Origin of the sequence: Frateuria edaphi (genome assembly GCF_021117405.1) — a bacterium.
GTDB lineage: Bacteria > Pseudomonadota > Gammaproteobacteria > Xanthomonadales > Rhodanobacteraceae > Frateuria_A > Frateuria_A edaphi.
The window spans coordinates 1437334-1454502 of sequence record NZ_CP088251.1 but is presented as its reverse complement, the minus strand read 5'-3'; the positions used below and the strand labels follow the sequence as shown (position 1 = coordinate 1454502).

General features: G+C 66.8%; 25 protein-coding genes. 1 reads left to right on the top strand and 24 read right to left on the bottom strand.

The annotated features are described in order from the left end of the window. Window position 1 precedes the first annotated feature (1 nt). From LQ772_RS06900 to LQ772_RS06875, 6 genes are read right to left on the bottom strand one after another with little or no spacing between them, the layout of a single operon-like run. Window positions 2–721, bottom strand: coding sequence for a hypothetical protein (locus tag LQ772_RS06900; protein ID WP_231325237.1), 720 nt, complete (start codon window positions 719–721; stop codon window positions 2–4). Continuing rightward, on the bottom strand, window positions 718–1221 hold the full coding sequence (locus tag LQ772_RS06895) for a hypothetical protein (protein WP_231325236.1): 504 nt from the start codon (window positions 1219–1221) through the stop codon (window positions 718–720). Before LQ772_RS06895 ends, LQ772_RS06900 begins: the two co-directional genes overlap by 4 nt. Before the next feature lie 8 nt (window positions 1222–1229). Beyond that, on the bottom strand, window positions 1230–1805 hold the full coding sequence (locus LQ772_RS06890; protein ID WP_231325234.1) for a gp53-like domain-containing protein: 576 nt from the start codon (window positions 1803–1805) through the stop codon (window positions 1230–1232). 12 nt (window positions 1806–1817) lie between these two features. Beyond that, window positions 1818–2480: a DUF2612 domain-containing protein gene (locus tag LQ772_RS06885; RefSeq protein WP_231325232.1), complete on the bottom strand. Its 663-nt coding sequence runs from the start codon at window positions 2478–2480 to the stop codon at window positions 1818–1820. Between the two features lies 1 nt (window position 2481). Beyond that, the gene (locus LQ772_RS06880; RefSeq protein WP_231325230.1) at window positions 2482–3663 is read right to left on the bottom strand and encodes a baseplate J/gp47 family protein; all 1182 of its coding nucleotides are present in this window, start codon (window positions 3661–3663) and stop codon (window positions 2482–2484) included. Then, window positions 3663–4016, bottom strand: a complete 354-nt coding sequence (locus LQ772_RS06875; RefSeq protein WP_231325229.1) for a contractile injection system sheath initiator — start codon at window positions 4014–4016, stop codon at window positions 3663–3665. Before LQ772_RS06875 ends, LQ772_RS06880 begins: the two co-directional genes overlap by 1 nt. 205 nt (window positions 4017–4221) lie before the next feature. On the opposite strand from LQ772_RS06875, the gene LQ772_RS06870 reads away from it, so the two are divergent. Continuing rightward, window positions 4222–4620 carry a hypothetical protein gene (locus tag LQ772_RS06870; protein WP_231325227.1) on the top strand — a complete coding sequence of 133 codons (399 nt, stop codon included), beginning with the start codon at window positions 4222–4224 and terminating at the stop codon, window positions 4618–4620. A 30-nt stretch (window positions 4621–4650) separates the two neighbouring features. Here LQ772_RS06870 and LQ772_RS06865 read toward each other — a convergent pair whose 3' ends face one another. From LQ772_RS06865 to LQ772_RS06780, 18 genes are all read right to left on the bottom strand, one after another. Beyond that, window positions 4651–5067 carry a hypothetical protein gene (locus tag LQ772_RS06865; protein ID WP_231325225.1) on the bottom strand — a complete coding sequence of 139 codons (417 nt, stop codon included), beginning with the start codon at window positions 5065–5067 and terminating at the stop codon, window positions 4651–4653. A gap of 33 nt (window positions 5068–5100) precedes the next feature. Further along, window positions 5101–5787, bottom strand: coding sequence for a Gp138 family membrane-puncturing spike protein (locus tag LQ772_RS06860; RefSeq protein WP_231325223.1), 687 nt, complete (start codon window positions 5785–5787; stop codon window positions 5101–5103). Next, the gene (locus LQ772_RS06855; RefSeq protein ID WP_231325221.1) at window positions 5784–6749 is read right to left on the bottom strand and encodes a baseplate hub protein; all 966 of its coding nucleotides are present in this window, start codon (window positions 6747–6749) and stop codon (window positions 5784–5786) included. Before LQ772_RS06855 ends, LQ772_RS06860 begins: the two co-directional genes overlap by 4 nt. After that, window positions 6746–7063, bottom strand: coding sequence for a phage baseplate plug family protein (locus LQ772_RS06850; RefSeq protein WP_231325219.1), 318 nt, complete (start codon window positions 7061–7063; stop codon window positions 6746–6748). Before LQ772_RS06850 ends, LQ772_RS06855 begins: the two co-directional genes overlap by 4 nt. Beyond that, entirely contained in the window at window positions 7060–7689 is a 630-nt protein-coding gene (locus tag LQ772_RS06845) for a phage baseplate protein (protein WP_231325217.1), read from the bottom strand. The genes LQ772_RS06850 and LQ772_RS06845 overlap by 4 nt, the downstream gene beginning before the upstream one ends. Then, window positions 7686–9548 carry a hypothetical protein gene (locus LQ772_RS06840; protein WP_231325216.1) on the bottom strand — a complete coding sequence of 621 codons (1863 nt, stop codon included), beginning with the start codon at window positions 9546–9548 and terminating at the stop codon, window positions 7686–7688. The genes LQ772_RS06845 and LQ772_RS06840 overlap by 4 nt, the downstream gene beginning before the upstream one ends. After that, entirely contained in the window at window positions 9545–9724 is a 180-nt protein-coding gene (locus LQ772_RS06835; protein ID WP_231325214.1) for a DUF6889 family protein, read from the bottom strand. Before LQ772_RS06835 ends, LQ772_RS06840 begins: the two co-directional genes overlap by 4 nt. Further along, complete coding sequence (locus LQ772_RS06830; protein WP_231325212.1) at window positions 9721–10128, bottom strand: phage tail assembly chaperone; 408 nt, start codon at window positions 10126–10128, stop codon at window positions 9721–9723. The genes LQ772_RS06835 and LQ772_RS06830 overlap by 4 nt, the downstream gene beginning before the upstream one ends. Window positions 10129–10138: 10 nt before the next feature. Next, complete coding sequence (locus LQ772_RS06825; protein WP_231325210.1) at window positions 10139–10588, bottom strand: phage structural protein; 450 nt, start codon at window positions 10586–10588, stop codon at window positions 10139–10141. Window positions 10589–10603: 15 nt separating this feature from the next. Beyond that, the gene (locus tag LQ772_RS06820) at window positions 10604–12091 is read right to left on the bottom strand and encodes a DUF3383 domain-containing protein (protein WP_231325208.1); all 1488 of its coding nucleotides are present in this window, start codon (window positions 12089–12091) and stop codon (window positions 10604–10606) included. 14 nt (window positions 12092–12105) lie between these two features. Then, window positions 12106–12678 carry a phage neck terminator protein gene (locus LQ772_RS06815; RefSeq protein ID WP_231325207.1) on the bottom strand — a complete coding sequence of 191 codons (573 nt, stop codon included), beginning with the start codon at window positions 12676–12678 and terminating at the stop codon, window positions 12106–12108. 2 nt (window positions 12679–12680) lie between these two features. After that, window positions 12681–13052, bottom strand: a complete 372-nt coding sequence (locus tag LQ772_RS06810; RefSeq protein WP_231325205.1) for a hypothetical protein — start codon at window positions 13050–13052, stop codon at window positions 12681–12683. A gap of 3 nt (window positions 13053–13055) precedes the next feature. Next, a complete protein-coding gene (locus LQ772_RS06805) occupies window positions 13056–13550 on the bottom strand; it encodes a hypothetical protein (RefSeq protein WP_231325203.1) in 495 nt (164 codons plus the stop codon). After that, complete coding sequence (locus LQ772_RS06800) at window positions 13547–13930, bottom strand: DUF4054 domain-containing protein (protein ID WP_231325201.1); 384 nt, start codon at window positions 13928–13930, stop codon at window positions 13547–13549. The genes LQ772_RS06805 and LQ772_RS06800 overlap by 4 nt, the downstream gene beginning before the upstream one ends. 2 nt (window positions 13931–13932) lie before the next feature. Further along, on the bottom strand, window positions 13933–14232 hold the full coding sequence (locus LQ772_RS06795; protein WP_231325199.1) for an STY1053 family phage-associated protein: 300 nt from the start codon (window positions 14230–14232) through the stop codon (window positions 13933–13935). A gap of 2 nt (window positions 14233–14234) precedes the next feature. Then, window positions 14235–15248, bottom strand: a complete 1014-nt coding sequence (locus LQ772_RS06790) for a DUF2184 domain-containing protein (protein WP_231325197.1) — start codon at window positions 15246–15248, stop codon at window positions 14235–14237. Between the two features lie 80 nt (window positions 15249–15328). Continuing rightward, window positions 15329–15817, bottom strand: a complete 489-nt coding sequence (locus LQ772_RS06785) for a structural cement protein Gp24 (RefSeq protein ID WP_231325195.1) — start codon at window positions 15815–15817, stop codon at window positions 15329–15331. A gap of 12 nt (window positions 15818–15829) precedes the next feature. Next, entirely contained in the window at window positions 15830–17164 is a 1335-nt protein-coding gene (locus tag LQ772_RS06780) for a DUF2213 domain-containing protein (RefSeq protein ID WP_231325193.1), read from the bottom strand. Window positions 17165–17169 lie beyond the last annotated feature (5 nt).

Here is a 17169-nt window from a genome sequence, read left to right as displayed (position 1 = left end):
GCTAGGGCTCCTTGTCGTACGAAGGGCCAGTCATCGTGCCGGTGAAGGTTGGGTTGGACTTCGGCAGGTAGCTGACCAGCGCCGCGTCAATAGCTGCTTGCACGAAAGCACATGTCGCAATCTGGCCGGAGTTGGTGGAGGCACCTGCCGTAGGCGCCGTGGGAATGCCCGTCAAAGCCGGGCTTGCCTTCGGGGCGAGACCCGTCACGGCAGACTGGACGAACGCGGTCGTGGCGAGCTTCGTGGTGTTGTCACCAGCGGTCGCCGTCGGCGCCGTGGGCGTGCCGGTAAGCGCGGGGCTCGCCTTGGGCGCATAGTCGCCGACGGCCGATTGCACGAAGGCGCAGGTGGCCAGTTGTGCGGTGTTCGTCCCCTTGGTTGCGGTAGCCGCGGTCGGAACGCCCGTGAACGCTGGGCTCGCCTTCGGTGCCAGTCCGCTCACGGCGGTCGAGATGAACGCGTTGATCGCGGTTGCAAAGCCGGTCTTGAGGGCAGTGATCGTGCCATTGTCGAGTGCGTCGACCGCAGCATTGTCGACGATGAACTGCGCCACCATCGACGCGATGATGCTGCTCTGGCGGATCGCCTTGTTGGCCGCGGCGGCACGTGCGGTGCCGGTCTGGAAGCCGAGGGTGATGTCGGGGTCCGTCGGCCAGTCGGCTTGGGACACCACGTTCGCGCCGGTTGCACCGGCGAAGACCTTGAAGTCGTTCGTGCTCATGCCTCAGCTCCAGGGGCGTGTGTGGTCCAGCCATACGCTGCCGGCTGCGGCAGGCCCGCGATCACATCGGCCGCCGTGGGCAACGGCGTCGGCGGGGAGGCCTGCGCGTCCTGTTGCCACTGGAAGGCGGCCTGCCAGACGGCGTCGCGCCATGCCATGCCGGCGATGGCGTCGGCATCCCACTGGGCGACTGAACTTCCCCGGTAGGAGATGCAGGAGGCCAGCGAATCGTAGCCGTTGGCCTTAGCGACACCGTCCAGCCATGTCTGTACGGAGACCGACAACGACGCGGCCACGTCGGCCAGGGTCGGCGCTGGCGGCGCGATGGCGACCGGCCGGCCATCGGTGTCGGCCTGGATCGTGCTGCCCTGCGCCTGCGCGTCGAGAAGCGCGTCGCGCTCGGCGGCGGTGATCTCGACCGCGTCGGCAGGCATGGCAACGCCGTGGATGGCGCTGTCGTAGAAGCCGCCGGTGCTTGCGCTGTAGTAGATGCTGTCCATGACTGTCCTCACTTGCCGATTACCCACCAGTTGAAGCCGACGCCCGATATCGCGGAGTTGCACCAGAATTTGCCCGCGGTAGCGGTCCAATTCGTCCCGCTAGCGGCATCGACGTAGGTTGTCGCGAGGGAGGTGTTGCCCTTGACGGTGCCAAAATAAACAAGCGGTCCATTCGGAAAGGCAATCGGAAAGGTGATCACGGCGGACCCATCGGCGGCCGTCACTGCACCGCCCCATTGCAAAATCAGCCCGCCGGGGAACTTCTGATAGCCATTAGCTCCCAGCGACTGATTCGATCCGGAGAACGCCGCCGTACGCAGTGCCGCGATGGCGGCAACCAATGAACTCTCGATCGTGGCGGTCGTGCCGTCATCGACCACGTTGTTGCCGGAGTTGTCGGCGATGAACTGCGCCAGCGCGGCGGCCATCACTGTGCCCTGGCGCAGCACCTTGTTGAGCTGGTCCGACAGCAGGATGCCCGAGCCGAAGCCAGGGCCCAGCGCAGCCAGCGCGGCGTAATCGGCTTGCGTGAGCACGTTAGCGCCCGCGCCTCCCGCGAATGGCAGGAAGTCGTTGGTAGCCATGGAGTCTCCGGGTTAGAGGTCGATTGCCAGCGCGCCCACGTCCAGGCCCGCGATGTAGCCGTTTTCCACGTCGAGGCCGAACAGCGGCGTGCCGTCCTGGGAGGTCATCACATAGCCGTCGACGTGGACCGCCTCCGGCTTCAGGGGAAGCAGCCCTTGGGACAGGATCGCGCGCAGCAGTACGGAGGGTTGGGTGCCAGCGACGCCGAAGGTGATGGTCATGTTGCCGTTGTCCTGGATGATCGTCTTGGATCCGCCAGTGAAAACGCCGTCCAGGATGGCCTTGGCCGATGGCAGCGTGCCGTCCCAGTGGTTGGCGCCGATCTTCGCCTTGATCAGCACTCGGTACGTGCCATCGTCGAGGGCGGTGATGCCACTGGTCGGATCGAAGGGCCCCTGCCAGTTGCCCTGGTCCCAGCCGAGGCCGGCGGTATCCCACGCGAAGTAGGCGCCGGTGATCGGAACGGACACCTCGCGCGAGACGCCCACCCATTGCCCGACTACGTCCAACTGGGCACCAACCGCGGTGTCCACGTCGAACGTCGCTGGGAGGCTGGCCAGGAGGTTCTGCTGGTCGACGAAGCAGCCGAACACGGCCGCGAGCATCGCCATGTATTTGGGCTTGTCCGCGTGCTGCGGCGTGACCAGCCGGGTGTAGGTCGCGACGTAAGCCATCTCAGGTCACCGTCAGGGTCACGTCGCCGACGCTGCAGGTCGCCGCTTCGTTGAACGCCAGCGGCACGTCAGGACTGCCCGCGCCGCCTGGCCCGGACAAGGTCAGCGCGGTGATCTTGAAGGTGCCGCTGCCGCCGACTGACTTCGCCGCGGCGATGGCCGCATCCCATTCCACGCCCGCCGCCGGGCCTCCGCCAATCACGACGCCGTTGACGTAATCGGCCACCGCCTGCTGGACCAGGGCGCCGACGGCCGAGCTGTAACCGGCCAGCGCCTTCAGCGCGATCGCCACCGTGATGGGCGCATCGGTGGGCCGGTAGAAACGGATCGGATGAGTGATGCCGTAGGCGTCGACGATGTCGATCTCGGTGGTGCCCGCCGTGCCGCCACCGGGCGTCTTCTTCGACGCGATGGCCTGCGCGATCGCGGTGGCGTCGCCGCCGTCTACGACCAGCGCGATGGTGTGCGCCGGGATACCGTTGGCGTCGGTCGCGTTGGTGTCGTTCTCGAAGCCGCGGTAGCGGGTGACGGCTGGCACGGCGGCCACCGCGCCCATGATGCCTTCCAGCACCGTCAGGGAGGGCACCGCCACCGAGGTGGCCTGACGCTTGCGCAGCGCGGCATCGGTCTCCACGGGCGCTCCCGGCGTGGCGTCGGTCGGATTGCTGACGCTCTGCCAACCCAGCGCCGGCGTGGTGATGCGGGTGATCGTGCCGGCTGGCGCAGCGATCGCGCCCTCGGTTTCGCAGGTTGCCGTTGCCGTGACCTCGCCGACCGAAGGGATGACCACCGACGCCGGCAGGTCCCAGCGGTTGTTGTTGGTGTCGGTGACCACGCCGTCGGTGATCGTCGTGCCCGCCTGCCCCACCAGCACTAGGTCGGCGGTCGAGTAACTCGCGGAGGCGCGCGCGATGCCGTTGATCTTGACGTTCGACGACAGCGCCGCGGCGGTGGCTGTCGCCGGCGAGAAGCTGTTGTAGACCTGGATCGCGACCGCGTTGGCGTCGTCGATGGCCTTGGCCAGGATCGCGAGCCACTGCCCGTCCTGGCTGTCGGCGCCCAGGTAGAGGTCCGCGCCGTAGATGCCGCGGAACTTCGTCTGCAGGAAGTCCAGCACCTCGGCATAGCTCGGCGCGCTGATGCCGGTCGCGCTGATCGTCGGTGCGGTCGTGGAGATCGCCATCAGAGGGTCGCCTGTACCTGGGTGGTGCCGTAGAGGGTCGTGACGGTGGCTTGCACGCTGAGCGCGCGCCGGTCACGGTCGAGGGTGCTGCTGTAGGCGTCCAGCGAGAGGACACCCGGGGTGTCGAGGATCCGCTCGCGGATGACCAGGTCGTAGATGCCGCCGGTGCCCTTGCCGAGTACGTCCTGCCGCCACGGCGTGCCCTCGGTGGTGTCGAGGAACCAGTCGCCGGCATACAGGCCCAGCCGCGTCTGGATCGCCTGCGCGACCGCTTCGGGCTGATCCCGGTAGACGTCGGCCTGCTGGTGGCCGAAGGAGTAGTCCCCGTCGGCCGTTAGCTTTCGGTAGCGCATCGGCGTTCCTGTACTATTTTGTTAAATCAACAGGGAGGGGAATCTCATGGGCTTAATTGCATGCCCAGACTGCGGCGCGAACGTCAGCGACTCGGCGCCTTCTTGCATCCACTGCGGACGGCCACTCGCCAGCAATGCGCCGCCGCCGTCGCCTCCGCCGCCCCGTCGGCAGGCTGTTCCTGTCAAGCGATCCGAAACGCTCGCGATGCTGATGCTCGCGATGCCTTGGGTTTCGGTCCTGCTGATTTTCTTCTGGGTCGGAAACATGATCATGCTGCAGGGCCCAGGCAGCCATTTGCAGCTGATAGTCGTGGTGACCATTGCAGGAACAGCGATACTCGGAGCCGCTGAAGCTTCGCAGTTCGGGATGGAGCGTGACCCGAAGTTGGGCGGCTACGGTCCCGTGGGCTGGTTCTTGCTCATGATCATTATCTGGGCGGTCGCTTACCCCGCCTATCTATTCCATCGCCGCAAATACGGCGCGCGCAGCTATCTTTTTCTCGCGATCGTTACCGTTGTGGTCTTCGCCGGGTCGGCGTGGCTAATGCAGTCGAGCATCGACAGCACGATGGCGGAAATAAAACACAACCTTGATTCCCTATAACGAAAAAGCCCGCCGTTAGGCGGGCTTCTTTTAGTGGGCGGCGTTCGATCCGCACTCCTTGCGTTCTAGCTCTAGCAGCGTCGTCTTGTTGTAGTAGCCGGTGCTGCCGGCAGCCTCAAGATCGCGCTGCATGTCCAGCTTGTCGCGCACGTCCTTGCAGCGCAGCGCCTTGACCGCCTTCGCGCGATCGGTGGGCGACATGGCCATCAGGTCGGCCTCGGTGGGTCCGGTGATCGCCAGAATGGCCTTGCCACGTTGCTGGCGCTCGCAGTCCTTCTGGATAGCCGCGACAGCTGACGGGCTGGGCTTGCTGCTCCCCGCCACCTCCATCGTGCACTTCGCGCCGTTGGATGCGGTAACGGTCACCGTCGAGTGCTGGTTCGGTTGAAACTGCTGCGCGAATGCCATCGCCGGCAGCAAGGTCGCGATCAGGATCAGGTATTTCATGCCCCCTCCAGTCCGTTGAACGGGGGCATCGTACTACTGCTGCGGCTTGCCGCTCAGCCCGCTGCCCGCAGTGACGTTCGTGGTCAGGTGGTTCTTCAGGCTGACGGTGCCGGCCTTCACATCGCCGCCGGTGCTAGCAATGTCCTGGGATGCAGTCACCTTGCCGCTGAAGGTCGCCTCGGGCGTGGTGAAGTGGCATCCGCCTGGCGCGACGAAGTTGAGCACTTGGCCGGCGGCGTCGAGCTCCACGTAGGTGCTGCCATCGTCGCTGCGCAGCTGGGTGGTCGATGTGCTTAGGTTCTGAATCACGTTGGGCTGGGAGCTGGTACCCAGAAGCGCGAAGCCGTCGCTCAAGCTGTGCAGGCGTCCCGGCGCCGACTGAACCTGCGATCCGCCAGATTGTTTCCATGCGCCACAGGAGCGCGCTGCGAACACCACCAGACACTCATCGCCCGGCTGGACCGGGAAGGTTAGCGAGCACCCTCCGCCGCGCGGGAACACTACCGGAACCCTGGGCAGCACCGTGATGTTCTGGTTGCTCGTCGATCCGTCCGGCTGGCTGACGACTGCCTGCACCCCCAGCTGTACGGTCGCCGTGCACGTCGCCGCGTCGAAGTCGACGATGTACCCCGGCATAGCTGTCCACAGGTTTGCCAAGAAACGCCGCACCGCGCGCCGCATGGTCGTCTGCGGATCGTCGAACCGCTGTTCGTTGTTCAAAGGGCGCCTCCGGAGGGCACGCTGACCAGGCCTGGGCCGCCGGTGAAAGCTGTGTTGTCGACGTCGCAGCAGACGAACCGCGTCTCCCACTGGTTCTCGCGCGAGTTCCCTTCGTGCGTGACGGCCAGCACCTTGTAGGTGCCGTAGGTCTCGATCGGGTTGTTGAGGGTAGGAACGATGCTTGCCGGGTCGGTGATGCCGATAATCGAAGACTTGAGCGCCAGCTGGGTGATGTCGGCGTTCCGCAAGCGTACGGTCCGCCCGACCTTGATGGCAGGGTTCATCAGGCAGCGGCCCTGGATGCCCTGGTAGGTGAGCACTGGCGTGCCCAGCAGTCCGCTTTCCGGCGTCAGCACCGGCGCGCCATCATCTGCCATGACCTCAGCTTTCGGCACCACGTAGAGCTGCTGGTCCTCCACGAACCAGTTGCAGTCCTGCCTATGCGCCAGCTCTTCCATGACGTCGAACAGCGCGCCGTGCAGAACAATTGCGTCTCCGGCCGGTTGTCCCTTGAACGCGGGCTTGTGGCCCAGGGTGATCGGACTGGGGCCCTTACCCCACTCGGCCAGTACTGCATCGAGGACCTGGTCGTCGGTCCAACCAATGTCGAGCGACTTGGAGATGGTCCCCCACAAAAGCGCCCGGTCGGCGTCCTGCACCATCAGGTCCAGGTAGGTGTCGACCGCGTTCTCCCGCCCGTAGGCCACCTGCGCGATCTCGCCGGCGATGATGCGCTGTGCGTCCAGGTCGGCATAGCCCACCGCCAACGTCACGCCGGTGAACTCGCGGATGATCTGGGTGGCCTTGTCCGGGCCCAGGTTCCAGATCCGCAGCGTTGCCCACTTCGGCGTACCGACGATCGCGTTGTTGACCTGGAACTCGACGTGGAGGTCGGACAGGTCATAGGCGTCTGCGATGCCGCTGACCGACAGCTCGATCTTGCGCAGGTATTGCTTCGTCATCGCTCCACCACGAAGCGCAGGTGCGCGTTTGTTCCAAGGTTGTCGAAGGTCACGGCATCGCCGGCGCCGCTGTCGAGCATCACCACCAGCGCGCCGCCGATACCCAGATGACCGAATTGGCCGAGCAGATCCGAGCCGGTCACCAGCGGCAGTCCCTGCACAACCGGGTTGCCTGACGCGTCGAGCAGGTCCAGCACCCACTGGCCAGCCGCCGCGCGCCACTGCACCGCCAGCTGGTAGTTGACGTTGAGCAGCGTGACCGAGCATCGCTGGCTGCGCGCCGACAGCGGGATCTCGAATACCTGACGGGTCATGGCAGGACTCCGTCCAGTGTGGCGTTGTCCGATGCCGACAGGTTGCCGGTGACATCGGTGAGCTGCTTGGCACCGAGGTTCACTGGCGCCTGAAAGGCCCCGTTGTCGGTGGTGTTGTCGGTCGGGCCCACGCTTTGGGCTTGCCCGATGCTTCCGTTGGCCGGGCCGAGGATCGCGTCAACCAGGATCACCTCCTGCATCTCGACCTGGACGATCAGCGCGTTCTCCGTGTCCACCGCGGTGGTCTGCGTCAGGCGCTTGATCAGCATGTTCTTGTAGGCCCGTTTCGGGGTCACCACGTCGAACGGCTGCCGGCTCTCCTGCAGATCCCTGAGCGCCTGGTAGGCCTCACGCGGCCCGGGCGCCAGGCCTGAGGCGGTGATGTTGGTCAGCGTGCCGGAATAGCTCCAGCCGCAGCGCATCAGCAGCTGGACGGGCTGCTTGACCGCGTGGTCGGTGATATTCGCGCCGCGCTCGACCGGATGGCTGGAAATGAACAGGTCATCGATCGCCTGCTCCTCGAGCACCACCTGCGGGACGATGGTGCCGATCGCGCGCCGATGCCGAAGCAACACGTCGACCACCTGGCCGAGGGTGGCCAGTCCGAGGGCAGAGAGGATGCTCATGAAACCGCGGCTCCGAAGTCACGATAAAGGCGCTGATTCACGCTGTTCTGCTTGCCGGCTACAGCCTGCGCAGTGGATTCCGGGCTACTGCCACCCTGCACGTAGATGTTGGTCTCGGCGTGCACGCTGGCGCCCTTGCTGGCCTGGCCCACGCTCGATGCCGCGGCGCGGAACATCTCGGCGCTGTACGGGTTCACGCCGTTCTCGTGCTGGACGATGCCGCGCATGAGGGCCGACAGCTGCGCCGGGTCGTTGCGGTTGAGCGGTGTGTCAGCGCCGACACCGAGCTGCTTGGCCAGTGCGCCGATGTACGCGCCGGTGTTGTTCTCGCTGCTGGGCGCGTACGTGCTGATGATGTCGTGCAGGGTGCGCAGGCGTTTATGCCCCGCGGCCGCCGACGTGCCGTTGTAGTAGCTGCGAAGCTGTCGGCCCAGGGCGTTGAGGCCCTGCTGCGCGCTGCCGTACCGTCCAAACGTACCGCCCGCCCCCGTGCGCAGGTTGCCGGGGTTGTTGTTGCGCACGCCAAGCGGCATGGCTTGCTGCATCAGACGCAGAAACTCCGGATGTTCCTTCCCGAAGTTCGCCTTGTCCGCATCGGACCACTTGCGGTAGGCCGCCAGCCAGTTCTTGCGCCATGTCGGATCGTGCGAGTTGTAGTCCTCCAGATCGATCGCTGCCTGCGCGTCACTGTTGCCGAACATGGCCAGCACGGAAGCAATCGCGCGCCCGGTGGCATGGCCCGCGCCGCTCTGGCTGAAGCCGGTGTGCTGATCAATCAGTTGCCCGAGCTTCCAGCCGCCGACTGCAGCGCCCGCCACGCCCAGCGCCTGCAGTCCGCCGGCGGCCGTGCCTAGCAGCGGGATCAGCCGGCCCACGCCCGCCACGATCGACAGGACAGGAGCGAGCACACTGGCCGCCAGCACCGCACCTAGAGCGAGGGCCGCCGTCTTCCACTGGTCGAAGCTGCCGGCGATCTGCCCGGCGCGGCCGAACAACTTGCCCATCCCCCGATCGAGCTTGTCCCAGTCGATCCGGTCCAGCCAATTGAGCAGGCGTTCGAACAGCGTCAGCAGGAAGTCTGCAAGCCGGCCGACCACGCGCGTGATCTGTTCGGAGTGCGTGAGCAGCAGGTGCCGGAAGCGGTTGAGCGCCCCACCGCCCCCGCCGCTACCCATCAGGGCCGAGGCGATCTTCAGGCCGAGCACCTGGAAGGCACCGCCCAGCCCGCGCACCTGCGTGAGGAACTCGTGCGATCGCTTCGCCGCCTTGTCCGAGTCGAGCCCGGCCTCCGCGAGCATCTTGCGGTAGTCGGCGATGTAGCCGCCCATGCCCTCCTGCAGCGCCAGGCGCAGCTTCAGCGGGATGCCGAGGAGCTGTGCGTATTGGTTTGCCCGGTACGTCGGCATCTGGGCGAACTTCTGGCCCAGGTCCTGCAGCAGCTCGGTGGTGTCCCGAAGCTTGCCGCGCGCGTCGCGGGTACCGACGCCCAGGCCCCGCAACCACATTTCGCTGCCCGGGTTGTTGAGCATCCACTGCCGGAAGCCCTGCACCGTGCTCTGCGCCTCCTCGACGGAGGACCCCATCTGCGCCGCGGCGTAGCCGAACGCCTGCAGGTTCTTCGCCGACGCGCCGGCACGCTGGCTGGAGTAGTAGAGACCCTCCAGCGAGTTGGCCATCTTGCCAAACCAAGCCATCGCACCGGCCGCCGCACCGCCGGCGGCGAGCACCTTGAGCGCCGTGCCAAGGCCGTTGACCACCTTCGTAGCGTTGTTCACGCCGTCCACGAACTTGCGCTCGCCGGTGGCGTCGACCTTGTAGCCCAGGCGGACCAGGAATTCCTTGATGGTGCTGGTGCTCATGGCTTCAATCCTGCGGCGATGCGTTCGTTCTCGGCGACCACGTCGAGGGCGTCATTCATCAGGGCGATGTCGGCCAGGTCGAGCGACCCGTCCTTGAGGCTTTCGTAGAGGCACATGCGGCGCACGACTGGCCGCAGCAGCCAGTCCTCCCCGCCAGGGAGGCTGGCCCAGGTCACGCCGGCGGGATCGCCGCTCCGGACGGATCGGCACTCGCGCCGAAAAAACCGCCGATGTTCTCCGTGATCACCTGGCCGGCGACCTGGAGCATCGCGCCCATGTCGATGTCATCGAAGGTGAGCGCCTTGGCGCCCACCGCCATGATCGACACCCAGCGATCGCCCTGGCGGCGCTTCACTACCGCCAGACAGGACTGCAGGATGTAGTCGCAGTCGGCGTCCGGCATGCCCGCGACCGCCTCGGCGATGGCCGGGCTGAAGGCATCCTCGCCCAGCGTGCCGCCCCCCATGGCCTTGCTCAGCCCGGCATGCAGCGGCGCAAGCCGGCGCGCGATGTGGAACTGCTTGAAGGCGTCCAGCTTGGCCGCCTGGTAGGTCTGCCCGTTGATCTCGAACTCAGTCATCGGGCGGGCCTCAGTACGTGCCGAGCAGGCGGTCGATCGCGATCGCGTCGAACGTCCACTCCATCATCGCGCCGTCCTTGGCGTACGTGATCGTGGGGGCCTTCTTGAAGGCCACGCCACGGCAGCCGATGTTGTCGTTGCTGCCGGTGTTGGTGATCGCGATGACGTTCTGGCCGTGCAGGCGGGAATCGGCCGTCTGCAGGTCGTACATCGCCTGCAGCTTGGCGTTCTGCGGCGAGGTCTTGAGCAGGCGCACCGTGACCGTGCCGGACTTGTCCGCGTGCAGGCTGTGCATGCCTGCGCCGTCGGCGCCGATCGTCATGGTGCTCTTGTCGCCGGCCGGCTCGATGGTGATGCCCTCTTCCGCCGCGCCCGCGCCGTTGCCGAGGTTGAAGTTGCCACCCGGGCCGGCGATCGTGGCCTGGATGTTGAGGAACGAATAGGTCTTCCCGGTGCTCATCGGTTATTCCTCGGATCAGCGGTTGACGTTGACGATCACGTTGGCGAAGTGCACCGCACCGGCCAGCTTGATCGCGACCTGCAGGGTCGGTGCCTTGCGGGCCTCGCGGTCGGCCTGCGCCTGGTCCGCCACCGGCGGGGCGTAGACGTAGTAGCCCTTGGCCAGGGTCTGCCCCTGCGCCAGCGCGCCGAAGCCCGGGGCATTCCAGACCCCCGGCGCCACGAGGCCATTGGCGACCGCCTGCTCGAGCTGCTGGTCGATGGTGGCCACCACCTGGTTCACGCCCGCATCGGTCTGCGGGATCTTCGTCGGGCTGGTGTAGAGCAAGTTGTAGATCGCCGTCTGGATGCTGTTCTGCAGCCAGTCGGTGCCGTGCACTTCGTCGAAGAAGTAGCCATTGGCCATGACACCCTGCTGCACGATCGCAGTGGCGTTGTTGTAGGCCACGAAGACGTTGCAGTTCTTGCCCGCGAGCGCGGCGGCCTGGCTCTCGGACAGGGTCTCGGCAGCCACTCCCGGCTCCTGCTTGAACTTCAGCGTGATCACCGTGTTGTTGCCGGTGAAGTCGACGGTGAAAGCCCGACCGAACAGCGACGCGGTCGCGTAAGCGCTCGAGGAGCTGTACTGCACGAAGGTGCGCTTGTAGAGGAGCGCCTTGAGCTGGCTGGCGATGTCGGTGTCCAGGGTGCCATCGAGCGCCGCCGCGTCCTGCGTGGTCACGCCGAAGATCCGCGAGGGACTGGCGCCTTCCACGAACGCGGCCACCGCCAGCACATCGCTGGATTCGGGCACAGCCGAGGCAGCCACGTACAGCCCGTACCAGTCGTTCGACTTGTTGGCGAGCGCCTGCACGGCGTCGACCAGCGCTTCAGCCGACACGCCCGTCACCCGACGACCGCCGTCCGTGCTGGTGAGCCCCAGCAGACCGGAGATGTCGGTGCCGGTCGCCGGGGCGTCGGCAAAGCTGACCGCCGATGTCGCACCCGTGGTGATGCTGGTGACCACGAAGCGGCTGTAGACGCTGTCCCAGACCACGGCAGCCGCGCCGGCAAGCGCGGTCGTGATGATCGATGCCACGCCGTTGAGGTTGGTCGCACCGCTGAAGTCAAGCGTAGTGAGGTTGTTGGACGTGCCGTCGACGCTGATGTCCATCGCGCCATCGGCGATCGCGGTGAAGTTGCTGAGCGCCTGCTCCGACGCGCTGAGCGCACCGCCCAGCAGCCGGCCAGAGGTGGCCGCGCGCGCCCACTTACCGACGTAGACGATCGAGGGCTGCGGCGACTGGCTGAAGAACAGGTCGGCGGCCTTGTACTCCGGCGCCGAGCTGCCGAAGTCGGCGGCGACGGCATCGAGCGTGCTGTACTGGCGCAGGCGCTCGTCGGTATCGATGACGCTGGCGTCGCCGAGGATCAGCAGCGCGCCGAAGTTGCGCACGGCCGCTGCCAGGGGCGACATCACCACCTGGACGTTGACGACATCGCTTACGGAAAGACCCTGGGACATGGGTGGTTCTCCAATCAAGGGTTGACGCTGAGATGCACGTCGGTGACGAGCACCGCATCGGCAGACAGCAGGTTGAGGACGGCGAAGGTGCGCGCCGCATGGCGCCGGAATGACAGGGTCACGTCGTACCGACGCACCCACTGCTGGTTGATCAGGTCGGGCGCCGACGTGAGGTCGCTGGTGCCGATCAGGTCGATGCCGGCGGCCTGCAGTGCCGCACGGTTCTGTGCGAGGTACAGGCCGTCGCGCAGGGTCTTGGCGTAGCCGCTGGCGGCCGGCCCGTAGAAACTGGCCAGCACGTCGAACTCCTCGTGTCGGTGCAGCGTGCTCTGGCCGTCGCCGGTGCCGTCGTGCTCGATCGCCGGGAAGTCGGCCGGTCCGGTGCGTGGCACGCCCAAGGCGCACCAGTTCGCGGTCGGCTCCGGTTGTTTTGGCACTGTGGGCTGCCAGCGCGGCCGCACCATGCCGCCCGGCAGGCCGGTGATGCCCGCGATCGCCTGCTGCAGGATCGCGTCGAGCGCGGCGTCTTCGGCGGGCACGGCGCCGCCCGGCGACAGGTAGCCGCCGGTTGCGGACGTGTTTGCCATGCTCAGCCCCCGAGCGGGATGATGTCCGCCACTGCCCAGACAAAGCCTGTGCCGTAGCGGGAGTAATCGTTGACTTGCGTGACGGTGTAGCGGGTGCCGTTCCAGGTCACCACGTCGGCCATGCCGCCCCCGGTGGCGCTCGTGCGCAGTCGGAACGGCGTGCTGATGCAAATGTCGCCGGTGGTGTACGCGCCCTCGGGCGTGCGCACCAGGTTGTTGCCGCTGGCCGCAGTGACCACGCCGGTAAAGGGCGTGTCAGCCGTGGCGTTGGTTGCCAGACCGTCCTCCCCGACTGTCTGGCTCTGCCGCGTGCAGACGAGCGAATCCGCGAAGTCCGGATCGAGCAGGACCTCGGAAACGTCGAGCAGGGGCATGGGTCAGTCCTTGTTGCGGATGACGTAGGTGATGCTGTTGCGCAGCTGGCCGGTGTCGATCAGCGGCTTGGTGCCGGTGCGCCCACGCCGTCGGCGCGCGGCCAGGGTGGCCTCCGCCAGCGGCTGGAAGTCGCCGTCGTTGATCTGATGGCGCACGCCGTTCTGAGCGACCAGGCCGGCCGCGTGGAAAGCCTTGTCGACCTGCTCCTGCGTGCCATCCAGCGCCGCATGGGCGCCCTTTTCCAGCTGTTGCGTGACCTGCTTCTGCACCGCCTCGACGCCCGGCACCAGGAACGGGCGCGCGGGGATGTTCATCGCTGGCGAGCCAGTCTCCTGCAGGTACCCGATCTCCGCGTTGGTGATCGACGTCTGGTCGTCGTTTCGCCGCAGCGTGTTGGCCTGCGGTACTCCGACGAGGATCTCCTGCCCGGTCAGCCGGTGGATGGCCTTGACGACGTCCTGCAGGTGGTCGGCGGTGATCTCGATGCCATCCTTCACAGCTGGATACCGCCAGCACCGGCCATGCGCGCCATGCGCAGGAACTCGATGCCGTAGCGCGAGCCGTTCCAGAAGTCGCCGCCCTCGATCGCCATGGCCCCGGTGTCGTAGGACACCGAGACCTTGTCGACGGACTTGGAGGCGACCGGGCCCTGGACGGAACCCGGTACGCCTCCGTTGGCCGCCGTAGCCTGGTCACGGGCACCCGTGGCCAGGTGGTGGGCGACGAACAGCTCCGTGCCGATGTCGAGCAACGTGCCCCACCGGTCGGCCGGCAGGGACAGGCTGGCCACGTTGAGCCAAAGCGCGATGGTCGCGTTCGGGTACGTGGACTCGCTGGTGAACTCGGGGAAATCGGTACGGAACTGTGCGGCGTCCATCGTCAGCCCTTCTGCTTGCCCTTGCCGCCGCTCTTGGCGGCTTCCTCGGCCTCGCGCTTGGCCTTCTCGGCAGCCTCGGCTTCGGCCGCCGCCTTGGCGGCTTCCTCGGCCTCCGCATCGGCATCGGTCTGGCTGACCCCCGCGGGCACCTCGGCGCTATGCGCCTTGGTGTACCAGTGGTCGGCCAAATCGGCCTCCAGGCGCTGCACCCCGGCCGCGATCTTCACGGCCACCTGTTCACCCCCACGCAGCAGCGTGAGGGTGAACGCCTTGGTGATGTTGACGAGCTTGGTGGTCGTCATGATCACAGCCCGTCCGCGTAGCCGGCGGTTTCGGGGTAGACCCACTCGACCGCGCCCAGGCGGCCATAGTAGTAGGTCAACTGGGTGATACCGCGGTACTCCAGCGGGGTGCGCTGCAGCGGCACCAGCGGGAAGCGGACGCGGTCCTGCTCCTGCGAGTAGGCCACCATGCGGTCCGTGCTGCCCGCGCCGCGGCCGGTGCACCACTTGCAGGGATGGATATCCAGCGGACGGCCGTTGACCGCGTTGCTCAAGCTGTTGTCCTTCAGGTACTGAAGGATCGAGATGTTGCCAGCCGAGCTCACCTTCTGGCTGTTGATGTAGGAGAACTTCGCCGGGGGCAGCAGCAGCTTGCCCGGCACCGCCGCGTAGGCGGAGGCCGCCCACACGTTCGACAGCAGCGTGTTGACGTCCGCGAGGATCTCGTCCGGGGTCTTCGTCGACCAGCCCGGCGTGCCGCCCGCGCCATTGACCACGTTGGTCGCGGTCACCAGCGGCGAGTTGGTCAGGCCGTAGAGCCCCAGCACGCCGTCACCGATGTAGACCTGCTCATCGATGTCCATGTTGTACTTGAGCTGCAGGCCAGCGAACTTCTGCTGGTCGACCGGGCGGCCCAGGCGCTGCGCCGAGGCGAGCTCCGGCAGGGTCCAGCCCAGCTCCATGCCCCACAGGGTCAGCGGGTTCGCGGTCTTGCCGATGTCCAGCGAGATGCCCTGGATGGCGGTCGCGTCCTTGCCGATCCAGCTCTTGCCGTTGGGCGAGGCACCGCCAGCGGCGGCGAAGCTCGAGTTGGTGAAGCTCGACACTTCGTCGGCGATCGAGACGTCCTCGCGCAGGTCGATGTCGCGCGACCAGGTGACCGAGGCCAGCGGCTCGTGCAGGCGCTGGTCCAGGCGCTCCAGCTCGCCGACGAGGAAGGCGCCGGCGCTGTCGCGCGTGGCCTGGTCGAACGTCAGCATCCCGCTGTCGCGGGTGAATGCGCCCCGGATGGAGCGCGGGAGGATCAGTTTGCTCATTGCTAGGGTTCTCCGGATCGCGCGCCCACAAAAAAGCCGCCTCAGCGGGCGGCTCTCTGCGTGGCAGCTTGTGGGTGGGATCAGATGTTGTATTCGATCTCGACGTTGCCGTTGGCGTCGCCGGCGTTGGTGAACTTCACGCCGGTGAGGGCCACCGTGTTCGTGCTGTCGGCCGCCGCCTCGATGCCGCCGATCACCTTCGCGCCCGAGGCCGCGGCGATGCGCACGTAGACGGTTCCGCCATCGGCCGGGGTGCCGGCATTGCACTTCACGGTCATCCAGCCGCGGCGCAGGATGTTGCCCACGCCGCTGGTCGGCGGGGTCGCGGTGCCGAGCCCTTCCTGGGCGCTCTGGGTCGGGTACGGGCGGACCAGGAAGCCGTACAGGTCGGCCGCGGTCTCGCCACCGGCGAAGGGCACGACCTTGCCGCTGGCCTTCTTGGCGGGGATGCCGTAGCTCGCGAACGGCAGCGAGGCGTTGAGGATCTCGCTGGTGATGGTGGACTGGCTCTTGCGGCTCACGTCACCCGGGATACCGGACGGCATGCGGTACAGGATTGCGTTGGACATGGGTCCTCTCCTTTAGTGGCGGGCGCCCGAGCGCGAGGCCCAGAAATCCCGGTTCTTGGTGTTGATGCTGGCCACGTCGGTGGTCTTGCCGAAGTCGGTGACGTTCACCGAGACGCGGGTGTGCTGGTCGTTGTTGCGCGCCTTCATCAGATTCGCGGCGCCGATGAACGCGGCGTGCAGCAGCGGCACCGGCAACTTCCCGAAGTCGGCCGTCTGGCCGGCGAGGAAGGTGTCGATCGCGGCCTTGCCGTCGTCGGTCTTATAGGCGGTGTCCAGTGCGCGGCGCTGGCACGCGCACAGGGCCGCCGCGCGCTGGGCGTCGGTGGTCTTGGCGTCCATGGTCGGCAGCTTGATACCCGGGGCGAGGATCTCGGCCAGCGGCAGGATCGTCTTCGCCGCGTCGCCGGTGTAGAGCTTGACGCCCGCGTCGTCGAGCTTGGCCGCGGTCTCGGGGTCGGTCAGGTCGCCGTCGTCCTCGGTTTCCTTCTTCTTGCCCTCGTCGTCCTCGTCGCTGTCGTCGGCTTTGGCCTTCTTCAGCTCCTGGATGTCGGCGTCCATGGCGCCGAGGCGGTTGAGGATCTGGGACAGCGCGTCCTGCGTGCCCTTCTCCTTCTCTTCGGCCTCGCGCGCAGCCTTCTCTTCCTCGGACTCCTCGTCCATGGATTCGGCCTCGCTGGCCAGCTTCTCGACCTCGTCGGCGTCCTTCGCCTTGAACGCCGCACGGATGCGATCCGCGAACGACACCTTCTTGCCCTTGTTTGCCATGTCTTCGTCTCCGATTGCGCACCGCGGGCCGCACCGGCCCCGCTCGACGAGCGCCACGTGGTTGCCAATGATGTTGCGCTGTACCGCGCGCCCCGGTTCTGCCTGGTCGTAGTCGGCCTCGTAGCCGTTGCTGACCTCTTCGATGCCGTCTTTCTGGACGGCCGTAATCGCCCGCTGATCGGTGATCAGCAGGTCGGCCAGCATCAGGTCGTCCTCGATGCCGGTGCCGCGGCGGACGTTGAACATCGTGCCCACCGAAAACTGGCGGATGTTGCTCGGCCCGACAAACTCGTCCGGGTGGCTGAGCGTCACCGGCTTGCCTTCGAAGCTCGCGATGGTCTCCGGCCGGAACAGGTCCTCCGGGCCGCGCGAGACGCGGATCAGGCCGTCGTTGTCGCCCTTGATGGCCTCGCCATCGCCGCCAAGGATCTCGCCCTCGGCGTAGAGCATCTCTCCCGTGCGCGCCACCGGCACCGCCAGGCACAGCAGGTAGCCCTCGGGGGTGAGCGAACGGTTGGGCCCGAGCTTGGCCACGGTGTAGTAGCGCGAACCGCCGGTCGCGTCGAAATCAGTCGTCTTCATCGTCC

Excerpts from the sequence above, each read along its gene's own strand:
- LQ772_RS06840 (WP_231325216.1), bottom strand. The coding sequence starts at position 9,548 with ATGAGCACCAGCACCATCAAGGAATTCCTGGTCCGCCTGGGCTACAAG.
- LQ772_RS06865 (WP_231325225.1), bottom strand. The coding sequence starts at position 5,067 with ATGAAATACCTGATCCTGATCGCGACCTTGCTGCCGGCGATGGCATTC.
- LQ772_RS06785 (WP_231325195.1), bottom strand. The coding sequence starts at position 15,817 with ATGTCCAACGCAATCCTGTACCGCATGCCGTCCGGTATCCCGGGTGAC.
- LQ772_RS06855 (WP_231325221.1), bottom strand. The coding sequence starts at position 6,749 with ATGACGAAGCAATACCTGCGCAAGATCGAGCTGTCGGTCAGCGGCATC.
- LQ772_RS06850 (WP_231325219.1), bottom strand. The coding sequence starts at position 7,063 with ATGACCCGTCAGGTATTCGAGATCCCGCTGTCGGCGCGCAGCCAGCGA.
- LQ772_RS06810 (WP_231325205.1), bottom strand. The coding sequence starts at position 13,052 with ATGCCCCTGCTCGACGTTTCCGAGGTCCTGCTCGATCCGGACTTCGCG.
- LQ772_RS06825 (WP_231325210.1), bottom strand. The coding sequence starts at position 10,588 with ATGAGCACCGGGAAGACCTATTCGTTCCTCAACATCCAGGCCACGATC.
- LQ772_RS06875 (WP_231325229.1), bottom strand. The coding sequence starts at position 4,016 with ATGCGCTACCGAAAGCTAACGGCCGACGGGGACTACTCCTTCGGCCAC.
- LQ772_RS06820 (WP_231325208.1), bottom strand. The coding sequence starts at position 12,091 with ATGTCCCAGGGTCTTTCCGTAAGCGATGTCGTCAACGTCCAGGTGGTG.
- LQ772_RS06795 (WP_231325199.1), bottom strand. The coding sequence starts at position 14,232 with ATGACGACCACCAAGCTCGTCAACATCACCAAGGCGTTCACCCTCACG.
- LQ772_RS06845 (WP_231325217.1), bottom strand. The coding sequence starts at position 7,689 with ATGAGCATCCTCTCTGCCCTCGGACTGGCCACCCTCGGCCAGGTGGTC.
- LQ772_RS06890 (WP_231325234.1), bottom strand. The coding sequence starts at position 1,805 with ATGGCTACCAACGACTTCCTGCCATTCGCGGGAGGCGCGGGCGCTAAC.
- LQ772_RS06900 (WP_231325237.1), bottom strand. The coding sequence starts at position 721 with ATGAGCACGAACGACTTCAAGGTCTTCGCCGGTGCAACCGGCGCGAAC.
- LQ772_RS06895 (WP_231325236.1), bottom strand. The coding sequence starts at position 1,221 with ATGGACAGCATCTACTACAGCGCAAGCACCGGCGGCTTCTACGACAGC.
- LQ772_RS06880 (WP_231325230.1), bottom strand. The coding sequence starts at position 3,663 with ATGGCGATCTCCACGACCGCACCGACGATCAGCGCGACCGGCATCAGC.
- LQ772_RS06815 (WP_231325207.1), bottom strand. The coding sequence starts at position 12,678 with ATGGCAAACACGTCCGCAACCGGCGGCTACCTGTCGCCGGGCGGCGCC.
- LQ772_RS06790 (WP_231325197.1), bottom strand. The coding sequence starts at position 15,248 with ATGAGCAAACTGATCCTCCCGCGCTCCATCCGGGGCGCATTCACCCGC.
- LQ772_RS06870 (WP_231325227.1), top strand. The coding sequence starts at position 4,222 with ATGCTGATGCTCGCGATGCCTTGGGTTTCGGTCCTGCTGATTTTCTTC.
- LQ772_RS06800 (WP_231325201.1), bottom strand. The coding sequence starts at position 13,930 with ATGGACGCCGCACAGTTCCGTACCGATTTCCCCGAGTTCACCAGCGAG.
- LQ772_RS06780 (WP_231325193.1), bottom strand. The coding sequence starts at position 17,164 with ATGAAGACGACTGATTTCGACGCGACCGGCGGTTCGCGCTACTACACC.
- LQ772_RS06830 (WP_231325212.1), bottom strand. The coding sequence starts at position 10,128 with ATGACTGAGTTCGAGATCAACGGGCAGACCTACCAGGCGGCCAAGCTG.
- LQ772_RS06885 (WP_231325232.1), bottom strand. The coding sequence starts at position 2,480 with ATGGCTTACGTCGCGACCTACACCCGGCTGGTCACGCCGCAGCACGCG.